This is a genomic window from Bacillus sp. BACIII (genome assembly GCF_057836745.1).
Map to the genome: position 1 here is coordinate 2,135,450 of NZ_CM174437.1, position 22,807 is coordinate 2,158,256.

23 protein-coding genes are annotated in these 22,807 nt (G+C 48.2%); 7 read left to right on the top strand and 16 right to left on the bottom strand.

From position 1 onward, the window contains the following. Positions 1 to 5: 5 nt before the first annotated feature. The gene (gene mutY / locus ACXN9U_RS10325; protein ID WP_489201594.1) at positions 6 to 1,103 is read right to left on the bottom strand and encodes an A/G-specific adenine glycosylase; all 1,098 of its coding nucleotides are present in this window, start codon (positions 1,101 to 1,103) and stop codon (positions 6 to 8) included. A gap of 225 nt (positions 1,104 to 1,328) precedes the next feature. On the opposite strand from mutY, the gene ACXN9U_RS10330 reads away from it, so the two are divergent. Further along, complete coding sequence (locus tag ACXN9U_RS10330) at positions 1,329 to 2,312, top strand: metal-dependent hydrolase (RefSeq protein WP_016936711.1); 984 nt, start codon at positions 1,329 to 1,331, stop codon at positions 2,310 to 2,312. On the opposite strand, the gene ACXN9U_RS10335 is transcribed toward ACXN9U_RS10330, so the two are convergent. The 6 genes from ACXN9U_RS10335 to ACXN9U_RS10360 all read right to left on the bottom strand — a co-directional run bounded on the left by ACXN9U_RS10335 (position 2,309) and on the right by ACXN9U_RS10360 (position 8,334). After that, on the bottom strand, positions 2,309 to 4,894 hold the full coding sequence (locus tag ACXN9U_RS10335; protein ID WP_489201595.1) for a YfhO family protein: 2,586 nt from the start codon (positions 4,892 to 4,894) through the stop codon (positions 2,309 to 2,311). The genes ACXN9U_RS10330 and ACXN9U_RS10335 overlap by 4 nt on opposite strands. A gap of 36 nt (positions 4,895 to 4,930) precedes the next feature. Further along, complete coding sequence (locus tag ACXN9U_RS10340) at positions 4,931 to 5,911, bottom strand: glycosyltransferase family 2 protein (RefSeq protein WP_060963290.1); 981 nt, start codon at positions 5,909 to 5,911, stop codon at positions 4,931 to 4,933. A gap of 217 nt (positions 5,912 to 6,128) precedes the next feature. Next, positions 6,129 to 6,989: an alpha/beta fold hydrolase gene (locus tag ACXN9U_RS10345; RefSeq protein ID WP_489201596.1), complete on the bottom strand. Its 861-nt coding sequence runs from the start codon at positions 6,987 to 6,989 to the stop codon at positions 6,129 to 6,131. Beyond that, a complete protein-coding gene (locus ACXN9U_RS10350) occupies positions 6,986 to 7,318 on the bottom strand; it encodes an SdpI family protein (protein WP_489201597.1) in 333 nt (110 codons plus the stop codon). Before ACXN9U_RS10350 ends, ACXN9U_RS10345 begins: the two co-directional genes overlap by 4 nt. A gap of 85 nt (positions 7,319 to 7,403) precedes the next feature. After that, positions 7,404 to 7,931 (bottom strand): SH3 domain-containing protein, encoded by a 528-nt coding sequence (locus ACXN9U_RS10355; protein ID WP_489201598.1) that lies wholly within the window; start codon positions 7,929 to 7,931, stop codon positions 7,404 to 7,406. Between the two features lie 133 nt (positions 7,932 to 8,064). Next, positions 8,065 to 8,334 carry a YfhJ family protein gene (locus tag ACXN9U_RS10360; RefSeq protein ID WP_016936717.1) on the bottom strand — a complete coding sequence of 90 codons (270 nt, stop codon included), beginning with the start codon at positions 8,332 to 8,334 and terminating at the stop codon, positions 8,065 to 8,067. 123 nt (positions 8,335 to 8,457) lie between these two features. On the opposite strand from ACXN9U_RS10360, the gene ACXN9U_RS10365 reads away from it, so the two are divergent. Further along, positions 8,458 to 8,610 carry a small, acid-soluble spore protein K gene (locus tag ACXN9U_RS10365; protein ID WP_003155495.1) on the top strand — a complete coding sequence of 51 codons (153 nt, stop codon included), beginning with the start codon at positions 8,458 to 8,460 and terminating at the stop codon, positions 8,608 to 8,610. 170 nt (positions 8,611 to 8,780) lie between these two features. Here the strand turns inward: ACXN9U_RS10365 and ACXN9U_RS10370 are convergent, their stop codons facing one another. From ACXN9U_RS10370 to recX, 3 genes are all read right to left on the bottom strand, one after another. After that, on the bottom strand, positions 8,781 to 9,974 hold the full coding sequence (locus ACXN9U_RS10370; RefSeq protein WP_101605618.1) for an MFS transporter: 1,194 nt from the start codon (positions 9,972 to 9,974) through the stop codon (positions 8,781 to 8,783). Positions 9,975 to 10,115: 141 nt separating this feature from the next. Continuing rightward, complete coding sequence (locus ACXN9U_RS10375; RefSeq protein ID WP_060963295.1) at positions 10,116 to 10,430, bottom strand: YfhH family protein; 315 nt, start codon at positions 10,428 to 10,430, stop codon at positions 10,116 to 10,118. 6 nt (positions 10,431 to 10,436) lie between these two features. Next, positions 10,437 to 11,228, bottom strand: coding sequence for a recombination regulator RecX (gene recX, locus ACXN9U_RS10380; protein ID WP_060963296.1), 792 nt, complete (start codon positions 11,226 to 11,228; stop codon positions 10,437 to 10,439). A gap of 91 nt (positions 11,229 to 11,319) precedes the next feature. On the opposite strand from recX, the gene ACXN9U_RS10385 reads away from it, so the two are divergent. From ACXN9U_RS10385 to ACXN9U_RS10395, 3 genes are all read left to right on the top strand, one after another. Further along, positions 11,320 to 12,219: a TIGR01777 family oxidoreductase gene (locus tag ACXN9U_RS10385; protein WP_489201599.1), complete on the top strand. Its 900-nt coding sequence runs from the start codon at positions 11,320 to 11,322 to the stop codon at positions 12,217 to 12,219. Positions 12,220 to 12,276: 57 nt separating this feature from the next. Continuing rightward, positions 12,277 to 12,387 (top strand): YfhE family protein, encoded by a 111-nt coding sequence (locus ACXN9U_RS10390; protein WP_003155504.1) that lies wholly within the window; start codon positions 12,277 to 12,279, stop codon positions 12,385 to 12,387. A 69-nt stretch (positions 12,388 to 12,456) separates the two neighbouring features. After that, on the top strand, positions 12,457 to 12,648 hold the full coding sequence (locus ACXN9U_RS10395; RefSeq protein ID WP_016936722.1) for a YfhD family protein: 192 nt from the start codon (positions 12,457 to 12,459) through the stop codon (positions 12,646 to 12,648). A gap of 38 nt (positions 12,649 to 12,686) precedes the next feature. Here the strand turns inward: ACXN9U_RS10395 and ACXN9U_RS10400 are convergent, their stop codons facing one another. The 3 genes from ACXN9U_RS10400 to mprF form a co-directional block, all read right to left on the bottom strand. Continuing rightward, positions 12,687 to 13,271, bottom strand: a complete 585-nt coding sequence (locus tag ACXN9U_RS10400; protein ID WP_016936723.1) for a nitroreductase family protein — start codon at positions 13,269 to 13,271, stop codon at positions 12,687 to 12,689. Between the two features lie 76 nt (positions 13,272 to 13,347). Beyond that, positions 13,348 to 14,232: a PhzF family phenazine biosynthesis isomerase gene (locus ACXN9U_RS10405; RefSeq protein ID WP_060963298.1), complete on the bottom strand. Its 885-nt coding sequence runs from the start codon at positions 14,230 to 14,232 to the stop codon at positions 13,348 to 13,350. Positions 14,233 to 14,330: 98 nt separating this feature from the next. Continuing rightward, positions 14,331 to 16,901 (bottom strand): bifunctional lysylphosphatidylglycerol flippase/synthetase MprF, encoded by a 2,571-nt coding sequence (gene mprF / locus ACXN9U_RS10410; RefSeq protein WP_489201600.1) that lies wholly within the window; start codon positions 16,899 to 16,901, stop codon positions 14,331 to 14,333. A 168-nt stretch (positions 16,902 to 17,069) separates the two neighbouring features. Between mprF and ACXN9U_RS10415 the strand changes: the two genes are divergently transcribed. Both ACXN9U_RS10415 and ACXN9U_RS10420 read left to right on the top strand, forming a co-directional pair. Further along, positions 17,070 to 17,552 carry a MarR family transcriptional regulator gene (locus ACXN9U_RS10415; protein WP_060963300.1) on the top strand — a complete coding sequence of 161 codons (483 nt, stop codon included), beginning with the start codon at positions 17,070 to 17,072 and terminating at the stop codon, positions 17,550 to 17,552. A 106-nt stretch (positions 17,553 to 17,658) separates the two neighbouring features. Next, positions 17,659 to 19,251 (top strand): MFS transporter, encoded by a 1,593-nt coding sequence (locus tag ACXN9U_RS10420; protein WP_489201601.1) that lies wholly within the window; start codon positions 17,659 to 17,661, stop codon positions 19,249 to 19,251. Here ACXN9U_RS10420 and ACXN9U_RS10425 read toward each other — a convergent pair. The 3 genes from ACXN9U_RS10425 to ACXN9U_RS10435 are packed head-to-tail and all read right to left on the bottom strand — an operon-like array spanning position 19,211 to position 22,485. After that, on the bottom strand, positions 19,211 to 19,753 hold the full coding sequence (locus ACXN9U_RS10425) for a YfiT family bacillithiol transferase (protein ID WP_489201602.1): 543 nt from the start codon (positions 19,751 to 19,753) through the stop codon (positions 19,211 to 19,213). The two genes, ACXN9U_RS10420 and ACXN9U_RS10425, sit on opposite strands and share 41 nt — an antisense overlap. Positions 19,754 to 19,778: 25 nt before the next feature. Then, positions 19,779 to 20,051: a ribonuclease inhibitor Barstar gene (locus ACXN9U_RS10430; protein ID WP_060963303.1), complete on the bottom strand. Its 273-nt coding sequence runs from the start codon at positions 20,049 to 20,051 to the stop codon at positions 19,779 to 19,781. A gap of 22 nt (positions 20,052 to 20,073) precedes the next feature. Beyond that, positions 20,074 to 22,485, bottom strand: coding sequence for a PEP/pyruvate-binding domain-containing protein (locus tag ACXN9U_RS10435; protein ID WP_489201603.1), 2,412 nt, complete (start codon positions 22,483 to 22,485; stop codon positions 20,074 to 20,076). Positions 22,486 to 22,807: the final 322 nt, after the last annotated feature.

Below are 22,807 nucleotides of genomic sequence, written 5' to 3' on the forward strand. Positions count from 1 at the left end.
GCTTTTTACCGGCGGCCGCTCTCGTCCGCCATTTTCCAAATCTTTTGATGGGAAACGGGAAAAGCATATTCCCCGAGTTCCTCTTTTGTGACCCGTATTAATTCTGATGTATCCGACACTTGTTTTACTTTACCGAAAAAGACCGAAATATTCCAGACGAGATGAGTAAAAACATGCTCAACGATGCCTTCCAGCTCCCCGATTTTAGCGGTTGTTCCCATCTCTTTTTCTAAAAAGGCTTCAAGCTGCTCTCTTTCGGTTTTGATTCCTTTTTGGGTTTCGGTGTTCGGAAACTCCCACAGATTGGCGAGCAATCCTTTTGGCGGCCGTTTATGAATATAGACATTGTCCTGGTCGTCTGTCAGCACAACGGCTGCCATTGTTTTCACCCCGGGTTTTTTCTTTTTGCTTTTGACGGGCAGCTCCCGCTCTGTCCCTTCCGCAAATGCCGAACAGTGCTTTTGCACGGGGCACAGCAGACAGGACGGCGATTTCGGGGTGCAGATGATCGCGCCGAGCTCCATTAAACCCTGATTGAATTCAGAAGGTTTTTCATGAGAAATGAATGCGGATACCGCCTGTTCGAAAATGGTTCTCGTTTTCGGTTTTGCGATATCGTCCCATATGGAAAGAATTCTCGACATGACACGCATCACATTGCCGTCTACGGCCGGAATCGGCTTGTTGTATGCGATGCTGAGCACGGCGCCTTTTGTATAAGGGCCGACACCTTTCAGTCCGCCGAATTCCTTTTCCCCGTCAGGAACAACTCCCCCATACCGCTCGTGCACTTCTTTTACGGCGCTTTGCAGATTTCTCACACGGGAGTAATAGCCTAACCCTTCCCAGGCTTTGAGCACTTTTTCCTCATCGGCTTCAGCGAGCGCCGAGACGGTCGGAAATTGCTCAAGAAACCGTTGAAAATAAGGGATGACGGTATCTACGCGCGTCTGCTGCAGCATGACCTCTGACACCCACACCCGATACGGGTCCTGATTTTCTCTCCACGGCAGAATTCTCTGTTCTCTTTCGAACCATGTAACTAAGTCCTCACGAAATGCGTCTATATCTTTTTGTTTCAATTTTTCTTCAAGTGCGTTCATATCTTCTCCTCAGATGTTTCGGGTCCCGCTTTTCTTGACACTGTATTTTGGTGTAAACTAAGGGCACGTTACGATAATATGTTACATTAAATAGTGATAAAGAAAAAGCGGAAACATATGAGAACGGCGGATAAACGCCATGATTGGGCAAACAGAAAATGGGGAATATCTTATAATGCGAAATATGCGGGCGACTGATGTATAACGCCTGCTAGGAGGTCACCAATGGATACTGGCACTCACGTTGTCATGGGCATCGCGCTTGGCGGAATCGCAACTCTCGATCCTGCCGTCGGCATGCATACCCCCATGTCTCAGGCAGTTATGATCGCCGCTCTTGCCGGCTCTCAGGCACCTGATATTGATACCATATTGAAGCTGAAAAATAATGCCGTTTATATTCGAAATCATAGAGGGTTCACGCACTCCATTCCCGCCGTTTTATTTTGGTCCATTCTGATTCCGGGCATTCTGTTTATGTTTTACCCGGAAGCGAACTTTCTGCACTTGTGGCTGTGGACGCTTTTGGCTGTCGTTTTGCATGTGTTTGTCGACATTTTTAACGCGTACGGAACGCAGGCCCTCCGCCCGTTTTCGAAAAAATGGGTCGCTCTCGGTCTCATCAATACCTTTGACCCGTTTATTTTCATCAGCCATTTGGCCGCGATTGCCGTGTGGTATATCGGAGGCCATCCGGGCGTGACATTTTTGACGCTGTATATCATCCTCGCGGGATATTACGCCGTACGGTTTTTGATGCAGCTGCGGATTAAGCGGCGGCTGCGTGAGATGATTGAAGAAGAAATTGAAACCATCATTATTTCGCCGACGATGAAATTCAGGCAGTGGCGAATCGCCGTAACGACGGCGCACGCGTTTTATGTCGGCAGAAGCCTTGACGGCCATGTGGTGATATTGGATACATTCAACCGCGTGCCCGTACCGGAAACCGATGTGATGAAGGCCGCGAAACAGGATGAAAATATTGCAGCTTTTCTATCGTTCTCGCCCGTTTACAGGTGGGAGGTCGATACCTTTAAAGATCATTATGAGGTGCGCTTTATTGATTTGCGCTATCGAAGCAAAGGGCACTACCCCTTTGTCGCCATCGTTCACCTCAGTCATGATTTAGAGCCTCTTTCTTCTTACACGGGCTGGATTTTCAGCGAGGAAAAACTGCAGAAAAAATTAAAGCTCGGCTCTGTTTAAGAGCCGGGCTTTTTTTGTCTTCTCACATATATGGCGGCAAACACGAGGCTGATCACCGATAGAGCAGCAGACGGTTTAAAAAACGGCGGGTAATACGTTAATCGAATATCATTTTTTCCTTTTTGCGCTTTAAATCCGATAAAGGAATAATCCGCTTTTTCAACCTGTTCTTGTCTGCCGTTTATCTTCAGCTCCCAGCTCTTTTCATATGGAATCGGAAGCATGATATACGGCGCGCCGGTTTTGTTTTCATACGAGATATGAAGCGTATTTCCGCGCCAGCTGAGATCGGCCGGCGGTTCTTTTTCCGCTTTTCGGTATGCATTTTTTAGTGTTCCGTACCGTTCTTCGTAAAGCGCCAGTCTGTCGAGCTGATACGTTCCTTTCGGCAGCCGGATTTGAATATTTTTTGTTTTTGGCACTCTGACGGTGAGATCATTTACACCTGTTTTATAAATGGATTGATTCGATTTTCTCGTTGTCGTGTAATCGTTCACTTTTAATGTAAATCCCTGGTCCTTCGCTTTGTTCAATAAATAAAAGCTGACATAATAATCTCCGCCGCCAGCCTCAGCGCCGTGCGGTGTAATGATCAGGCCGCCGCCGTCTTCGTTTACCGTCAGGACGCCGTCTTGATAACCCGCATGGTCGGCCGTTACCTTTGCCTGACGGATCATATTTTTCGCTTCTGGCGCTTTTTTCGTTTTTACTGTGCTCGATTCCGTGATAATCCCATCAAGCATCGCCCGCTCCCTGGCAAGGGCGGGCGCTTTTTTCAGGTCGCCCTCGTTATATACACGATCGGCTGTCCGGACGAACGGGAGCACATATTGATTTTGATAAACCGCATAGCGGGATGACTCCATGATTTTTTTGAATCCGTAAGGGACGCCGGCCTCGTTTGTTTTTTCCGTCATATAATATTTTCCGTAAAGCAGGCTGTATAAATTAGCCCTGTTTCCTAATGTTGCATAGCGGCTGACGCTTTCCCTGCCCATATCAATCTGGAGGTCGTTCCAGTAAAAGGACAGCAGATTGCGGTTCAGGATGCTTGAGTATACGCTGAATCCGTTGAACCCGTAAATGATCGGGGTATTATTGAATACTCCGTTCATCCAATCTAAACGGGCAAAGGGGTCCGGGTTTTTTTCTTTCAGACGCTGAATAAGCTCTGTTTGTTCTTTGCCCTTATAGTCAGGACCCGTCATAAAGGTATGCGATACCGTATAAATCTTCCCGCCTTCTGATAACGCATATTTTTCATATGTATTAGCCGTCAGCACCGCCGTCAAGAGAATGACGGCATAGACGGCGGGCACCGCGCCTTTCAGTCTTGTCTTTGCTGCAAGGAAAGCGGCAATGGTCAGCCCCAGAAGGAGCAGGACAGGCAGGTTGGCCTGATCAGAAATATCCAGGCTGAACCGCCTCACCTGGCTCCAATAGAGCAGAACGGCGAGTACGGCGGATATCAGCATACTCTTCATGCTGATGTCTGAAAGCTTAGAAAGCCCTGCTGCGACCGTTCCGGCAATCGTGAAGCACAGGACGTATTCAAACCTGTTTTGCGGAGCTGAAAAACCGTTAAAGGCACTTGCCGCAAACGGACTGAAGTGAAACAGAATGTACAGCAGACTGATTCCCGCAAACAGCCGGAACAGCCGGTTTTTGTATAAGGAAAATGTAAATAGAAAAAGCAAAAAAACCGCCGGCAGAATGATTATCCGGCTTGAAAATAAAATGTTGTCGGAAAAATCAAGCCAAGCAATCTGCCCTGAATACGGCGGCCGCAGATTATGAAGATATCCGTATACGACAGGGATAAAGGAGACTGCGCTTATGCCGAAGCCGAGCAGGCCTGACAGAATAAACATTCTGCATTGAGTGAGCTTTTTGGCTTCATTGTCTTCAAGATGAATGATCCATCTGAATAAGATGTAAATGCCGATGAAAATCAGATTAATATACGCAAAATAAAAGTTGTTAATCAATGTCAGCGCACAGGCGAAGATAAACCATGCCGGCTTTTTTTCTGTGATGATTTTTTCCGCGCCGAGCACGAGCAGCGGCAGCCACACCATACTGTCAGTGAAAAAGTCCCAATACACCTCATGCCGGAAGTAGATAATCGAGGCCCCGTACAACACGGCGCCGACAAAAGCAGGCACCGTCCGTTTGACGAAATAACGGAACACACAGGCTGCCGTGAATATGACGAAACTCTGCTTGGCGATGCTGATAAAAACGGAGGCCTGGGCCCAAAACAGCGCATCCGCGTCACCCGACAGCTGCATAAGCTGCAGGATGCGGACAGCGGCGGAGATAAACAGAAAGAGAAAAGAAGTAGAGAAATAATAGCCGAGCTGACTGTACACTCCCCCGCCCATTCCGAACGAATAGCTGTAAAACAGCCGGCCGTTCATATATTGGTCAAACAACAGCTTTTTGAAGACCGCCATTTGGGCGATCCCGTCTCCAGACCCCGTCATATAGCGGCCTTCTGACCACTCCTTCAAGAAAAAAATATGAGCGGCTGCCGCGGCCAGCACACAGGCTGCCGGCAAGATCCATTTATTTTTTTTCATACAACGTCTCCAGACCCTGCGCATAGCGGCGGCTGTTTAATGGTTCCACTTGCGCTTTTTTGTATAATTCGTTTCATTTTGTTCTCCGTACGTAATATTCGCTTCTTTAATTAAATAGTGCGGGCGTTTTTTCGTTTCATAGTAAATCCGGCCGATGTACTCGCCGATGATGCCGAGACTCAAAAGCTGGATGCCTCCTAAAAACAGCACGGCGGAAATAATGGTGAAGTATCCGGGAACGGACACGCCGTTTGTCAGAATATGAATAAAGGTCGTTACAATATAAACCATCGACAGAAGCAATATCAGAATACCGGTGAAAAAGCAAACCCTCAGCGGTTTGTTGTTAAAGGAGACGACACCGTCCATTCCGTAGTTGAACAGATTGCTGAATGACCATTTGGACGTGCCGTTCTTCCTTTCGACATTTTCATAAAATACGATTTTCTGGTCAAACCCGATCCAGCAGAACAGCCCTTTTGAGAAGCGGTTCCCTTCACTCAGCTTCAAAAGGGCATCAACGGCCTGCCGGCTCAGCAGGCGGAAATCGCCGACTCCGTCACGCAAATCCACTTCGACGGCTTTGTTAATAAATTTATAATACAGGGAAGAAAGCACGGAACGCACGGGGCTGTCCCCTTTTCGGTTGCGCTGCGCAATGACTTGGTCATACCCTTCTTCATAGCCTTGAATGAAGTCTTTCAGCAGATGCGTCGGGTGCTGCAGATCGGCGTCCATCACGATTACCGCTTCGCCCTGCACGTGTTCAAACCCCGCCAAAATGGCCGCTTCTTTCCCGAAGTTGCGGGAAAAAGATATGTATTTGACGCGATGGTTTCTGGCGGCCAGTTCCTTAATCTGCTGAAGGGTGTCATCCGCGCTTCCGTCATTAATGTAGAAAATTTCATAGTCATAATGAATCGATTGAAACTCTTTTTTTAAAGATTCATGGATGAGCTTGACGTTGTTTCCTTCATTGTAAGACGGAATAATAATTGAGATTAACCTTTGTTTCATGCAGGCACCTTCTTTGTATTATTCTTTTTTTAATACGGCCTTAGTGGAATAGTCCGCAAAACTTCAGTAAGGCTTTTCCTTTTTTTAAAGTCGTTTAAACCCTTTTTTCGTTACAGGGAAAGAAAAATTTTTCTGCATATGGTTATATATTTTTATTTTGTCATGTTTTTCGGCAGATATGAGAAAAAAAAGAAAAAGTCTGTACGCGGGACAGACTTTATTGCTGAAGGTATTCATGAATCAAATGGCTGACGATGCGCGGTTTTTCGTGAATGACCCAATGCGAGGCATCGTCTATGAAGATTAAGTCGCCGTTTGGAATCATCCGTTTTGTTTCCGAAGCGAGCTTTTTGCTCAGCGCGCGGTCATTGACGCCCCATATTAATCGGTACGGAACAGGCATTTTAAGCGGAACGGCAGGGCCTAAACCGCCGCATCTGATCGCCCGGTACCAGTTCAGCATAGCCGTGAGGGCTCCTTTTCTGCCCCACGCTTCTTTGTAGCTGTCGACATCTTCCCGTGAAAAAAGCTCCGGGCGTTCGGATAAGCCGATGGCGTGATCCAATACGCGGTAATTGTCTTCAGATAATCTCCGCTCAGGTTTTTCCGGTAGCTGAAAGAATGCGATATAAGAGCTTTTCTTCCATTGCGGCGGGTAGAACGGTGTGACCTTCCGCATAACCGCCGGATGCGGGATATTGACCGTGATCAATTTTTCAACGTATTGCGGCCGCGTGGATGCCAAGTGCCAGGCTACGGCTCCTCCCCAATCGTGACCGATGACGACAGCCTTGTCATCTGTAAAGTGAGTGATCAGCCCGATAATGTCATCCCTGAGTTTATCAATGGTATAGTTTTCAATGCCCTCCGGTTTATCACTGAGATTATAGCCGCGCTGATCGGGCACGACAACATGGTATCCGGCATCCGCAAGCGGTTTGATCTGGCTCTTCCAGCCGTGCCAAAATTCCGGAAACCCGTGCAGCAGCACCGCCAAAGGGCCGTCTTTCGGACCCGCTGAAGCCGTGTGCAGCGTCACTCCGTTTGTTTCGATCATGTGAAAAGTGATGTCATTCAATCGGTTCTCCTCCCCTTTTGTTTTAATCTTCTTTCTGTTAAGGCTATGATCAGCGCGCTGATCGCGATCAAACATACGGCCTGGACGATCAGGCTGTACGGCTGAGTGAGCGGAATGAGCAGGCTGCCCGCAAATCCGGCCGCAGCCGTCAGAAGGCCGAACAGAATCATGAGGATCGCACTGAAACGGTTGCCTTCTCTCCACTGGGATTCATCCGCCATAGAGCGTTTTGTCCGATATCCGTACAGGCTGTTAATTGACTTCGGCGGGAAAAGTGTGACTAAAATGCCGGCTGCAGCCATCAGAAGGCCGCCGATTACCATTACCATATCCGTCACTCTCCTTTTCATTTCATACGAAAGGAAAGGCGGAAAGTTTCAGAAAAAAAGCAGGCTCATCCGCCTGCCTGAATCTTTATTTTTGAACTAAGTCGGCCGTCTTCACATAACCTGCTTTCCCGCCGTATGTGACGTACGCCCATTTACGGTCAAATCCTCCGTCATGGCTGAATCCCCAGCCGAGCACATTGACGGTTTCCCCCGCTTTCACGGAGCTTTTTTTGCCGGTTTCCAAAGTCGGCGTATAAAAAGCGGTTTGTTTCGCGGTCACTGCCTTCATCGGCTGCTTCATCAGAAAATGAGTGGAGATATAGGCTTTCTGGCCTTTGTAGTTAATCTCGGCCCAATCTGCCCCTTCAAACTGTTTAACCTTTACGGCATCTTCTGAACGGAGCGTGCCGACAATCCGCCCTTGTTTATTTGGTTCTTTACGGACGTTAAGTTCTCCTGCTTTCACGATATATGTATCTGCTGCGGTGTCTAGTTTTGTCTGCTGAACTGCTGCGGCATTCGCTGCCGGATCAAAAAAAACAGTGCCTGCGGCTAAAAATAAGCAAAGTCCTGCGGCCGGAATAATTGCGGTTAACCCTTTTTTCATGTTCATTGTGGTTCCTCCCCGCTATTTTATTAAGTTATTACACAATTCCACACTTTGCGGGTCATCAAACATGATTTTCCTATTTCTTTTATAAAAAGAAAAAACCGCCGGAAGATTCCGGCGGAACGCACTAATTATGTTAATGCAGGAGTCCCCTGCTTTGATCCAAATAATGAGAAACGTCTTCCCGCATGCTTTGGAACATATGAAGCTTGCTGCCGTACGATTCAATCCATTCCTTGACGACGCGTTCTGTCATTTGCTCTCCTTGATACGGGCGGCCGGCTTTTGCGTAAGTCGCTTCGAAATCTCCCCATAAAAGCTCCACCCAAGTACGCGCTTGCAAATAGCTGAGCATATCATTTTTCTCAAGCAGCAAATTCGTCAGTTTGTCGATATATGTATTCATGTCTCTGTCTCCTTTCCTTGGGAAAACCTGCTGCTTTTACGCAGCTTGTCACAGGCATATACTAACTTTACGTCTTCAGTCCAGAAGGCGCAACCTTTTGATATTGGCCGAGGGGGAAAACAAATGGTCCGGAACAAAGCAAAAGGATTTCCTAATCAGAACAATAATAAGTTTGAAGGCGAACCGCGGGCAAAAGATGACTACGCTTCTAAACGGGCGGACGGTTCAATTAATTCGCACCCGCAAGAGCGCATGAGAGCTTCAGGCAGACGATAAACAGACCGTAAAGAGACCGGGAATGATCCGGTCTCTTTTTTGCATCCGAAAAAATCCTCTTGAGTCCGTAATATGTCAGTGAAAAACCGCTGCCCGTTACTCTCGCGGACGGCTCACCGTGATGAAAACTGAAAAAGCTTGCGGACGGAATATCCGCTGCAAGCTTTTTGTTATCCTTTATGCATTTGGTATTCATAAACGTCCTTCTTCTCAGACAGATGAGCGAACGTGGACAGCACAAGGCCGAGAGCGGTCATCAGCGCACCGCCGGCAAACAGCCATGAGTACGATCCCGTTCCGCCGAGAATCAAACCGCCGATCCAGGCGCCGAGCGCGTTTGCCAGGTTAAAGGCGGAAACGCTCACCGCGGCGGCGATCGTCGTGCCGTTTTCAGAGGAAGATATAACCTTTGTCTGTAAAAGCGGCGGCGTGCCGAACGCACATGCACCGAATAAAAACGTCGCCGAAACGGCTGCGGCGGGAAAAACAGCGATATAAGGGAAAATCGCCATGACGCCGATCAAGCCGATCATCACGCCGATCATTGTGCGTGTCAGCAGTTTGAGCGGCACTTTCCCTGCGAAGAAATTCCCCGCCACTCCGCCGAGACCGTAGGCAAATAACGCGCCTGTGATGCCGACCGTGCCGAATCCCGCTGAATCTCTTAAAATCGGCTCGATAAACGTGTAAGCGATAAAAACGCCTGAGTAGCCGAGAATGGTGATCGCAAAGGAAAAAATGACTTGCTTATGCTTAAAGACACTCCATTCATTCATCAGCATCGGAATCACTTTCGGTTTTTGATTCGGTACGACCAGCATCAGGCCGATCAGTCCGATCAGGCCTAAAACAGAAATAATGAAAAAGACGGCACGCCAATTAAGGGCATCCCCTAAATAAGAGCCGAACGGAACGCCGAGCATCAGCGCCACGGTTAATCCTCCATTCATCGAGGCAGCGGCAGCGGAACGTTTTTCAGGCGGCACCATTTCACTTGCAAACACCATAGCAATCGCAAAAAAGGCTCCGTGAATGGATGCGGATAAAATTCTGGAAATCGCCAGCACGGCAAAATTTGGCGCAAAGACGCTCATCAGGTTGGCAAGGACGAAGATGCCCATCAAACCGAGCAGCACCAGCTTTCTCGGGAGCTTAACCGCGATAATGGTTACGATCGGACCCGTCAGGCAGACGCTTGCCGCGTACGCCGTAACAAGCATGCCCGCTGAGGACACATGTATATGAAAGTCATCGGCAATCGACGTCAAAATACCCATGACAGCATATTCCGTATACCCGATGGAAAACGTGCAAATCATTAAAACAAAAATCATTAATTTCACTGATGGCTGTTTCATTTTGATATTCAACGCGAATCGCCTCCTTTTTAATAAAAAAACAACGAATTTCATCTTAAAAGATATCGAAATTGAATTCAATCATTTTTTACTGAACGTTTGAAACGAATGTGCCCGAAAAAAAGAGGCCGGAACCGGCCTCTTTTGTTAACTTTTTTCTTTCAAAACAGAAATCGGCAGCGCCTCTTCCCGGTCAGGCGACGAAGATCTGTGCCCCCAGGCGAATACGCCGTTGATGTAATCAATGCTGAATGTGTCATCAGAACCTTCTATCTGATACACTGCGCCGGGCCGAAAGTCTTCAGGCTCCAGCATGTAGGCTTTGGCCATCGTGATTTTCCGTTCAAGCACGGCCAATTCATTTACAATGCCCATCTGTTCCGCTTTTCTCGCTTTTTCCGTCAATCCCGCAATTTCTGTCTGTAGTTCATGAGGCGTCATTTGACTGTATCGTTTGTCCATTTCGGTTTACTCCTCTTCCTGCAAAAATTGTTCAATATCGTCAATTGAGAATCCTTTTCTGAATAAGTACTGTTTGACCTTCATTCTGCTTTCATAGCTGCCGTCATAGCGGTATTTCCTGATCGCCTTTTCCGCATGAATCTTCAGGGCTTCCATCTCAGTTTCGTCATCATTCTCATACTCCGTCTGCTCCAGGGCGGCGTTGATAACGTCGAATGGAAAACCTTTTCGCTGAAGCTGCATCTGCGCCCGCTGTCTGATCTCTTTTGTGGACAGCTTTTTGTCTTTTTTCAGGATTTTCCCGATATGTTTCAGCGCTTCTTGTATCTGCTCATCAAATGTAAACGCACTGAGCGTCTCCTTGATGGTATCGTCGTCTATTCCTTTCGCTTTCAGCTCGCGGAACAAGACGTCAGGGCCTTTGCCGTTTGTTTTCTTGTGGGTGCTTGCATAGGCTTCGGCAAATTCTTTGTCATTTAAGTAGCGGTAATCGTACAGTTTATGGATGACTTCAGGAATGACCATCTCAGGTGTTTCTTTTTTCTTCAGATGGTCCCGGACTTCTTTTTCAGAGCGCATCCGGTATGATAAAAAATCTACGGCGCGGTTAAAGGCTTTTTTCGCTTCATCGCCGTGCTGGATTTCAAGAATGTCAAGCTCGTCCAGTTCTTTCCCTTTTTTCAGGTCAAAACGCACAAGCACGTCGGCGTCGACGCTGAATGCATATTTCTCATCAAGAAAGATGTTGAAGCGCTCAGTGTTTTTCTTTTGGGTCGATATTTTTGTAATAAACGGCATACCGGTCTCCTTTCCCGCCCCGATGTTCAGGCGTTTTTCTTTTCGGCAAATGAGGTACAGTATATGTATCAACGTGTAAGGAGAGATGGATATGAATATCGCGATGACAGGCGGCACGGGTTTTCTCGGCCGGCATCTGACAGATGTATTTACCCGCCGGGGACATCATGTCTATATTTTATCAAGAAAACAGAGAGAAACCGAACAAAAAAATGTGACATATGTTCAATGGCTGGCCGAAAACGCGGTGCCTGAGCGCGAGCTTCCCCCTATTGATGTATGGGTGAATCTCGCCGGCAAATCCATCTTTGACCGCTGGACGGACACAACGAAGGAACAAATTATCTCAAGCCGGGTAAAAGCGACGAGAGAAGTCAGACGGATTATGAAGCAGCAGCCTCAAAAACCGCGGGCTTTCATTCAGGCTAGCGCCGTCGGCATTTACGGCACCAGTACAGAGAAAACGTTCACTGAGCAGTCCGATACGTCAAATGAAGACTTTCTCAGTCATACGGCTCATATGTGGGAGCGTGAAGGCCAGAAAATTGAAGCGCTCGGCATCCGGACGGTATATGCCAGATTCGGCGTGATGCTCGGTGAAAAAGGCGCCCTGCCGCTCATGGTTCTCCCTTATAAACTGTTAGCGGGCGGCACCGTCGGCTCGGGACGGCAATGGCTGTCATGGGTTCATGTCGATGACGCCGCGGAACTCATCGCGTATGCGGCGGAGCATGATGACTTGTCCGGCCCGATGAATGTGACATCGCCGAACCCCGTTGAAATGAAGCAATTCGGAAAGACGATCGCAAGCGTCCTGCACCGCCCCCACTGGATTCCCGTACCGGAATTTTTTCTGGAGAAAGCATTGGGAGAGATGAGCCTGCTGATCGTAAAAGGCCAGCGCGCCCTGCCTAAACAGGCGCTGACATCCGGTTTTCAATTTACGTATGAAGAACTTGATTTGGCTTTAAAGGATCTCTTATCTGCATAAAAACGGAAATAAAAGCCAATCCTATTGGTATTCTGTTTTGAAGGAGGGTCTTCTTTTATGGAAAAGAAGCGCGAAAAACATCAGCAGGGAGCCAATCTCAAAAAAATGCAGGAAGTCCTTTATTCCGGTGAATTCAAAAAAGCGGAAAGAGCAGCCAAACGGAAATAAACGAATAAAGATCGGGACCGGGCAGATACTATGTTTGTTTGATATCACTTTTTTCAGGGGGCGATTGTTATGGGCAGAAATCATACTCACAAAAACCGTGATAAAAACAAACAAAAACTTCCTCAAGTTCCGGCTGCTTTGAAACGTGAAACAGACGGCACATATGAGGAATATTCAAGCGAGCTTGCTGATTCCGCTGACCGCGAAGCGCAAGCGCGGATGAAAGCCGCTGACAACAGAGCAAAAAGCAAAACCCGCTAATACAAAATCCCCGCCTCTTCTTGAGGACGGGGGTTTTTTTACAGTTCGGTAAACAGGCTTTTTGCCGGCGTCCGTTCTTTCGCCTTAGGCTGTTCATCCGGATAGCCCGTTTGGATGATGGCGGCGAAGCGTTCATTGTCTGCAAGGCCGAAGTCTTGATGCACCTGTTTGTCATACATAATGCGGCCGCTTTTCCAAACCATGCCGATGCCGTTTTCATGTGCGAGAAGCTGAAGGTTTTGAATCATGCCGCTCAGCGCCGCGAAATCATCATTTCGCGTAAATTCATTTTCATCTTCTTTTAAGACGACCAACAAAAATCCCGGAACGGCACTGAGATTTTTTCTCATGTTCCGCTCTTTTTCCTCGTTGAAATCATCTTTTATTTTTTTGAAAAATGAGACGTAGCTGTCCGCAAGCTTTTCTTTTCCCGCTTCGCTTGCCGCGTAGATAAAACGCCATGGCTCCGTCAGTCTGTGGTTCGGTGCGTAAACGGCCGTTTCGAGCATATCTAATATGACTTCAGAAGGAACGGTTTCCGGTTTAAATGACCGGATGGATCTTCTGTTTCTGATCGTATGTTTAAGACTCTCGTTTTGCTGTAATTGTTCGGTTTTCGGCATGCCGATTCACCTTCCTATTCAATTGAAAATGATTATCATTTATAATATAACGGATAGAACCGGCTTTTGTAAACCGTTACGGAAGCTGAAAATGAATTGATTCGGCATACACGGCCGTTCCCGTCATCTCGATTTTCACCTCGCCGTCTTCCTCCGTGATCCTGATTTCCACTTTTCCGTCTTTCCCTATTTCCTGACCTTGTTCAATCGTGAGGCATTCGGCTTCAGAGCCCCCGTATTGCCGCATATAGGCCGCCATGACGCCTGAAGCGGTTCCCGTGACGGGGTCTTCGGTCGTTCCGGAAAAAGGAGAAGAAAAATGGCGTCCGTGCAGATCGCTTTCCTGATGAACAGTTTCCAGAGAAAAAGGATGAACACTCGCTTTCGGAAGATCTTGCAATACAGCGGGAAATTGTGAGTTGTCCGGCACCATATTCCGTGATGCTTCCAGTGATTTCAGCGGAACAATCAGCGTCCAGATTCCCGTTGATCCGTAAACAATCGGAAGCTCGCCGTGGAAATCCTCAGCCGTTATCCCGAGCGAAGCCGCAAGCTTTTCTTTGTCTCCCGTAAACGGCAGAAATTGCGGGGGAGCCTGTTCAAGCGTGATGTATACCCGCCCGTTTCGTTCAGCGGCTTTTACGGGAAGAATACCGGCTTTTGTCTCAATCCGATACGCCTGATCAGCGTGAAGCCTTCCCTTTTCAATTAATGCGTAGAGAGAGGCAACGGTAGCATGTCCGCATAAATTCATTTCATGGCCGGGTGTAAAATAGCGGATGCGCAGATCGGCTTCTCCGCTTTTACAGAGAAATGAGGTTTCATTGTACCCTGCCATTTCGGCGATCATCTGCATCTCTTCATCTGAATAATCATCACCGTTAAAGACGATTCCAGCGGGATTTCCCAGATCAGGAATATCGGTAAACGCTTCATATTTAAATACAACTGCCTGTTTCATTCATCAGTCTTCCTTTCGTCTTATGGTATGTTATTCAGTATAACAAAAGAAAATTAGAATTTTTAGTTAATTACATTACAGGAAAAAAAAGACGCCTTTTAACGGCGTCTTTTTTTTGTTTTTCCGATCAGGCGGGTGACGAGAAACATCGTGACAGACAGCGATCTGTTTTTGCGGTACGCCAAGTATTTCCCGCGCCATTCCGGTTTGTATTTTTCTTTAAAGGCCCGCAGCCCGCTGAAGCTGTACATATACCGGACGTTGTTGAAGATGACGGCTGCGATTCTTTCCGACCAGAAAGATGTAAAGGCCGTTCCTACGTTTGACAACGGAGCCATCCCCATATTAAAAGTGGTATAGCCTTTTTCCTGCGCCCAGAGAAACAGACGGATGAAAAGCGCGTCCATGATACCGTTCGGCGCGTTTTTCCGATAACGCATCAAGTCGACTGATATTTCGCCTTCCTGGTACATCGGCATAAGGTTGGCAAAAGCGATGATCTCCCCTTCTGTGTCTTTTACGTAAGCAATCGGAGCCTGTTCCAAATAGTCCCGATCGAAGAAACCGAGAGAAAAGCCTTTCTCTTTTTTCGGTCCGAGCCATTCGTCCGAAATGTCTTTCAGCTTGGCCATAAACTCGGAAGAAAACGGCGGTTCCCCGACATGAAATGTGTAGCCTTCGCGGTCAAATTTGTTGTTAATCGCCCGCAGCCCCGCTTTTTTCTTTCCTGACAGCGTAAATGCCTCCATATCCACGAGAGCTTCTTCTCCAAGCTTGAAGAAGTTATAGCCGAAGTCGTGGTACAGCGCCATGTCTTCACGTTCAATCTGATAAAACATGACGCTCAGTCCCTGCTTATGCGCTTCGTTCAGAAATTCCTCGATCACCAGCGGAAAAGAGTCTTTCTGTCCCGACGGATCACCGAGCACGACAAGTCTTCTCGAAATCTGGCCGAACAATAAAAGCGCTTTGCCGTCGCTTGAGAAATAAAACCGCTTATCCCCGAGAAAGCCGAGATGGCTGAGCGCATTTCCGCCTTGTTCCGCCAAAAAGGTCTTCAGCCGTTCAGGATCGGCCTCTTCCCCGATCGGCTTCAATCTTTTATGATAAATTGCCGTGAAGACAAAGAAAAACAGAGGCACGACAATAATGGCCGTCATCGTCGCATATGTAATGTGCGAATTATTATGGACGAAGTAATCGTGGCGCAGCAGCCGGTTCATTTTATCCCAAATAAAACCGGCAATGAGATTATAGTTAAACAAGGCGATAATAAACAGAGCGGCCGCAAAAATCATCTGGCCGAGTGTATACGATGCCTGCTCCCTGATAAACTGCCGCTTCAGCAGCACAAGCACGACGATGACGACAGGCAGAATAAAGATTGCACTGATGTTCATTCCTTTTAAGAAACTGAACACAAAACCGCCGACCAGCGCGGCGACCGCCATTGAATAAGAGCGTTTCGTCCGTTTGTATAATTCAATCGGCAGGATTAATAGAATCAATGCCGCACTTAGCGATAGCGCGTTAAACGCAAGGAGCGCCGGGCGCGGAATGTGCGGAATGACCGTTTCTCTGTCAATCGGCAATGCGACGGACGCAAGCACGACCACTCCCGACACGAAAACCAAAAGCGACAGCGAACCGTAAAGCACTCTGATTAAGATCCCGCGCTGCAATACGAGAAGCACGTTCGTCGTTTCTACGGCAGGCGCCATCTTCGGATTTGATTCCAGCCGTTTCAGCGTGTTTTCCGTTAAGTCGCCGGCCGCAAAGAACAGCCCGAACACAAACGGAATAAATGAATACACAATCCGGTAGATGACGATGGATGTCACGACTGCCTCCTGCGGAAAGCCCATATTCTGCATGCCGAGCAGAAACAGGAGGTCAAACGAGCCGAATCCGCCCGGCACAAGGCTGATGATTCCCCCGATAGCGGCTATCGCGAATACACCGAATACATGGCGGACATCTGCGTGAATCCCCATGACGTGCAGTGAATAATACATAACGACGGCCGCCGCAAACCATTCGGCAAACGAAGCTCCGATATAAGAAAAAATCGGATGCCTCAGTTTTGCTTCACCATCTTCCGTTCGAGCTTTTTTATTGTTGATCCAAGCGGCGATTAAGGCCACCGGCACAATAAGCGCCACGCCGGCGATGACAGCCCACAGCCACGGCTTCTCGCCTGTGATTTCGCCCACCGGCAGCACCCGGGCGAAAGTCAGAATACTGAAGACCGACAGTCCGAGCAGCGCTGAAGAAGTAAGCCAGGCAATGCCTGCGACAAGTCGTTTTACGTCGCTCGTATGCTCTTTGTACAGCATCGTCCGCAGTCCGACGCCCGCCAGACCCCCGAATCCAAGGACATTGTTAAAGGAATTGGCGATAAAGGAAACCCTGAACACTTTCCAATTCGGAATGTTGAGCCGCAGCGTCCGTTTCAGCACAAAGTCATAAAAGGACATCGCACTGACGGCAAGGAGGCCGAGCAGAACGAGGATAAATAAATCGTACCGCTCAATCCCGTTAATAATGTACAGCGTGCGTTTAAAAGAAAGATCCGTCAATTCCTTCTTCGACTGATAAATGACTAAAAGCAAAACTGCAATAGGAAATAATACTTTTAATATCGATAAGGCATTCTTTTTAGTCAGCAATATTCTCTCCAATCATCATAAAATAGCTTATTTATTATAATTCCCCCAATAATCTCCAACATATTATACACTACCACCTCCTATTCAAACAAAACTCGCCTGCAACTTTCTTTCTCAGATGAAAATCAGTAATATGGTATGAAGGAGTATGAATGAGGAAGTGAGACGATGGATTACAACCTGCATGATACAACGGTCTTGGGTGGCGATATTTTTTCTCCTGAGGAACGGGATATTTGGGTGCTGTATATGAAAGTGATGACGTCGGCTGGACTCGGCGATGTGTCCGAATGGATGAAGCTTGATATGAGCATGCCGCAAATGAAGGTGCTGATGCTTCTGAACAACCACGGGACGCTGAAGGTGAGTGAAATTGCAGAAAAAATGGGCGCTTCCCTTTCAAATACGACGGGGCTGCTTGACCGGTTGGAAAAATCGGATTTCGTTACACGCGCCCCGTCAGAAGAAGACCGCCGTTCAGTCGTCGTTCAATTGACGGAAAACGCGAAAGACATTTTCCGCAGCCTTTATCAAAAAGGGCATATAAAATTGAAGCGTTCATTGGAAACGCTGACCGCTGAAGAAAAACAAACGGTTAATCAAGGGCTCGCCTTTTTGGCAAAAGCACTGGAATCCTCCAAACAGGCATAAAGATGAAAAAGGCCTGCCGTATCGGCGGCCTTTTTTCATTTGACATTTAATTCACTCAAAGTGAATAATATATTTTGAGTGAATTAAAATGGAAGGATTGATCAGTATGCCGAGACGAGTGCAAACAGGAAAAAACCAGAGCTGGGCCATCACCCTTTTTACGATCGGTGTGTTCATGGCGGCGCTGGACAACGGAATTATTTCCGCTGCTCTGACGACGATTAACAGCTCTTTTGATATTTCTCCTTCATGGGGATCGTGGGGCGTGACCCTTTACACATTGGGACTCAGTGTCAGTGTGCCGATTGTCGGCAAGCTGTCGGACCGCTACGGGCGGAAAAAACTGTTTATGATTGAAGTCGGACTGTTCGGTCTTGGCTCTTTGCTTGTCGCACTCAGTCAGAGCTTCCCGATGTTTTTGGCGGCGCGGCTCATTCAGGCCTTTGGCGGCGGGGGAATTTTTATTATCGGCAGCTCACATGTGCTGGCTGTGCTTCCGAAAGAAAAACAGGGAAAAGCTCTCGGGCTTTTAGGGGCGATGAACGGTATGGCGGCCGTCCTCGGACCGAATATCGGGAGTTTTTTGCTTGATGTAACCGGGTCGTGGCATTGGCTGTTTCTGATTAATCTGCCGATAGCCGCCGCTTTGGTTGTGTGCGGCGGTTTGTTTATCGCTGAAACGAAAGAGCCTGAGGCGAAAAAGCTTGATCTTGCCGGCACGATGATGTTGTCTCTGGCAATTTTATCTTGCATGATCGGTATCACGAACCTCGATGGGGCAAAGCTTTCAGAAAGCATAATGGACGTGAAGGTGTACGGATATCTTCTGGGGGCGGCATTTCTCTTTCTTGCGCTGCTTAAGGTTGAAAAGCGGGTTGAAAACCGCGGGGGCGATCCGATTCTCGCCTACTCGCTGCTGCAAAATAAAGTGTTTCAATGGACGCTTGTCATCGGGTTTTTATCGGGCGGGCTGCTCGCTGCGGTCATTTTTATTCCTTCTTACGCGGAGCAGTATTTGCACGTATCGGCGGAGAAAGCGGGTTATTGGATGACGCCGCTCGCGTTGGCATCAGGCATCGGCGCATGGCTCGGCGGGGCGGTCACGGATAAAAAAGGGCCGGTCTTCTCTGCTGTTGTATCAGGCGCTATCGCATTTGCCGGCTTCAGCCTGTTTCCGTTATGGGTGACGGATAAATGGGAATTTGTCACAGCGAGTGTCATTGCGGGGACCGGTTTCGGATTTCTGCTCGGAGCTCCGCTGAATGTGCTTGTATCAGAAACGGCGGGCCAAAACAAAGGGACGGCGCTCGGCACGCTTTCCCTCGTGAGGCAGGTCGGGCTGACGCTCGCCCCGGCCTTATATGCCGGCTTCATTACAGCCGGCTTTGACCGGATCGGAGATGACATCAAAAACCGTTTAGCAAAAAGCGGCGTTCCCGCTGATCAGGCGCAATTGCCCGATATCAGCGGCGGGATTTCTTCGTTGCAGGAACAGGTAAGCCGAATCCCCGTTCCCGCCGTCAAAAAAGCGGTTTCTGATGCGATTGAAACGGGCATTGCCAGCGGCTATCATCATCTTTATACGGCAGCCGCCGTCATTTCGTTATGCACGATTGTGTCCGCGGCTGTTTTGGCGTTTTTCCGGAGGCCGGCATCCTCTAAGACAAATGCCAGCCCATCCGCTGGCAAAGCTCAGTAATATGGGCGATATGATGGTCAGAATGCCAGACATATAATCCGAGCGCTTGTTCCAGCGTAACCGTCTCTTTGGAAACAGGATGGAAGTATGTCCGTTTGAATTGGGCTTCCGTCATGGAGCGCAAAAGAGCGGCCCATCTTCTGTGCAGGATTGTTAACAGCTCAAGCGCATCCCCGCAAGCGGCGGTTTTTGAATCATGAAGATCCGCCCAGCCTTTTTCATCATAGGGACGGATTTCCGGTTCATCTTCTGTTAAAGCCAATTTAAACCGGGTATAGCCGTTCATGTGGCTGTCCGCCAGATGGTGAACCACTTGACGGACAGTCCATCCCCCTTCGCGGTACGGCGTATCGAGCTGATTGTCCGACATCGCTCTGACAGCTTGTTTCAGTTTGGCCGGAGCATGTTCCAGCGCATTGATCCATTCTTGTTTCTGTCCGCCCGAAATCGATTCAGCCGGCTGATATTCTCCAATCGGATAGTTGAGGGTTTGTTTTTCCATTTTTGTCTCTCTCCCGTTGATCGTATTATGAAAGTATGATGGTGATATCGCAGCCTTCCGCTTTCGCTTCACGAAAGACTTGAAGCACACTCTCGGCGCCGTTTTCTGTAAGCTGCTTGCTTTGTTCAAACTGTCTCCATTCTAAAACGAGAGGGTACTCGACCCAGCCGGTCAGACAATCCCATAAAGCGTCAAGGTTTTCACCGTAGTATTCAGGAAGGGCAAGCTCCTTTTTCAATGTCTTGTGCAGGTCGCTCATACTTCTGATTTGTTCCCCGTTAATGATTGCTTTTTTCATGTGCGGCTCCTTTCTCATGATTTTATTCTATCAGTTTACCATTTTCCTCTTCAGAAGTGACCGGAGTCTGCCGCGGTTCCAGCTGGACGATGCCTTGCCCGCCGTCAACGGCCACCCTGTCCCCCGTTTTCAGTTTTGACGTTGCATTTCCGCACCCGACAACAGCAGGAATCCCCAGTTCCCGGGCGACGATCGCCGCGTGGGACAAAGGGGCGCCGACGTCCGTTATGATAGCAGCCGCTCTTGGAAAAAGCGGGGTCCAGCCTACATTGGTTGTCGAAGTCACTAAAATTTCCCCCGCCGCAAAAGAATCCCCGTCTTCCGGGACATCAAGGACACGGACAATGCCCTCCACTCTCCCGGCCGCTCCCGCGAAACCTTTTAAAGTGTGCGCATCATCAGTTTCCGCAGGCATAAAAGCATCGTAATAATCCGCTCTTCTGTCAGGATCCTCAGCCCATTTAAACGGATTGAATCTTCCGTTAATAACGGATGGGAACGGCGGCAGTTTTTTATAGGTTTCATAGTTTTGCTTTCTCGCTTGAATCGACGCAACCGCCGGCTCTTTCCCCGCGAGCAGATCGGTTATTTCATGCAGATACAAGAAGAAAATATCGTCCTTCATGCCGGTCATTTCCGCCGCTCTGAGCGCGAATGCTCTGGCTGTCCGGTACACCCTGACAAATTCGGATCTGGTTGTTTCTCTAATATTCGCGTATTCTGACGCTTTTTCCATTTTGGCTTTGAGCCATTTGACCTTATGAGGAAACTTTTCTTCAAATCTTCGGAAGGCCTGTTCATGCGCCCGCTGCTGTTTCAAAAGCAGTTGTTCGGCATCAATACCCGACTCCTTGTGTTCTTTGATCTGCTTCGTCAGCCAATCCCGGTTTTCTCCCGGATGCGGTATGGAAAGTTCGTATTCATGCGGGCCTCGGTGGCCTTGGTTCCTGAGATATTCTTCCTCGCTCATACGGCCTTTCATGACTTGATCAATGCCGATAATCGGCTCCAGGCTGGCCAGTCCGCCTTTTCCCCTCAGATTGGAAAGCAGGAGATTCGCATCTTCTATGCCTGCGAGTTTTGTTAATTGAGAGGTTAATGACGAAGAGGATTGCGCAGAATCACGCCCGCCGGATATTAACGCAAACCACGCGTTGCATAAATACGGATAGATCTCATTGTTCCATATCGCTAATAATGCCCGCTCCGTTTCGGCACGTTTCAGCTTTTCCTCAATATTCCGGCACCACTCCGGCGATTCGTCTAAGTAGGAGGACATGTTTTTTTTTGCGTGCTTCATTTTCGACAGATACGGTTTCAGTTTTTTCGAGATGATCTTCAAAAGTTCATACTTTGAGAACGGATATAAAGGAATCTTCATTTCCGCCGGGATTTCTCCCAATGTATCGCTCATCATTTTTCCTATTTTACCGCCTTTCGGATTCAGACCGAAAGCGGCGAGAACGGAAAGCGGCTGGCTCATATTGTTATAGGCTCTTCCGCAAATATTGCCGGACCAGACATAATAACCCGGAATAATGCCCGACTCTTCATCCAGATTCCGGAGGAGCGACCATGTCAGCGGCGTCATCACATCGGGAATCGCTTCTCCTATATTTGTGTTTGTCCATAAAAAATCACCGCTGAAAGAATCATTCCATTCATAGGTTTCCAGATTTCCGGCTTGTAAGGTCGTAATCGGGCGGGATTGAAGAATATACAATGTCCCGCCCGCGGCGGCCCATTCAATATCCTGCGGCCCTCCAAGATCTTTTTCCAGCTTTTTCGCCAGTTTATAGAGCTTTGACGCATATTTACGAAATTCCCCGGGGCCGTCATATTTTTTCTTGGGCCGTGCCAGTTTAAAAGAATAGGCATCGGCTTCCCCGGAAACGAGCTGCTCCCCGAGACCGTAGACGTAATTGCCTGTCATCTCCCGCCTGCTCCCCGTAATCGGATCTGCGGTAAACAGCACTCCGGATATCTCAGACGGTATCATCAGCTGGATGACGATTGCGATTTCATGCTCATCTTCCATTCCCTGAACGGCGCTGTACGCTTTTACCCTTTCTGACTGTGCCGATCGGCGGACTTCATCAATCGCCTTGGACATGTCTTGATCTGTTTTGACATTCAACACCGTATCGAATTCTCCGGCAAAGGAAGCCTGAGCGGAATCCTCGCTCAGCGCAGATGAGCGTACGGCAAACAACGCAGATGCATGGCGGCTGCGGATGGAATTCACATATTGATCAATAGCCTCTCTCGCCTGATGGCGGAGCTGTCCGTCCTGAAAGGCTGACGGCAAAATCACAAACCCTTCAGGCACAGGATACCCGCTTTGATACATTTTAGAGAGAATGCTTCCTTTTCCTCCCGCAGAGGAATAAAGTTCGGCCGGAAGTTCTCCGAATGTTTTGACACAGTCATTCATAATGTCCCCGCTCCTTTTTAGTCGTTCATCCAAGCTCACCGTTTTTCTCTTTTTCACTTTTTTTGAAAGTATTTCCTATAAGTATACAATATATCGGTCTTCACAAGGGAGAAAATCGATGGCGTTATTTTGTCATAAATGCATCCGGTCAAAACGGATGCAGGCGGGGGTCTTCAGCCTTACAGTGAAAGCGCTATTAAAATTAGAGATTGGCCGCCCGATACCGCTTACCTGGCATTCTCTGTCGGCTTGCCGCGGGGGGCTTTGTATGCAGGATGTACAACTATCCGTCCTCGTGCCGGATAAAGCGGACCCGTATCAA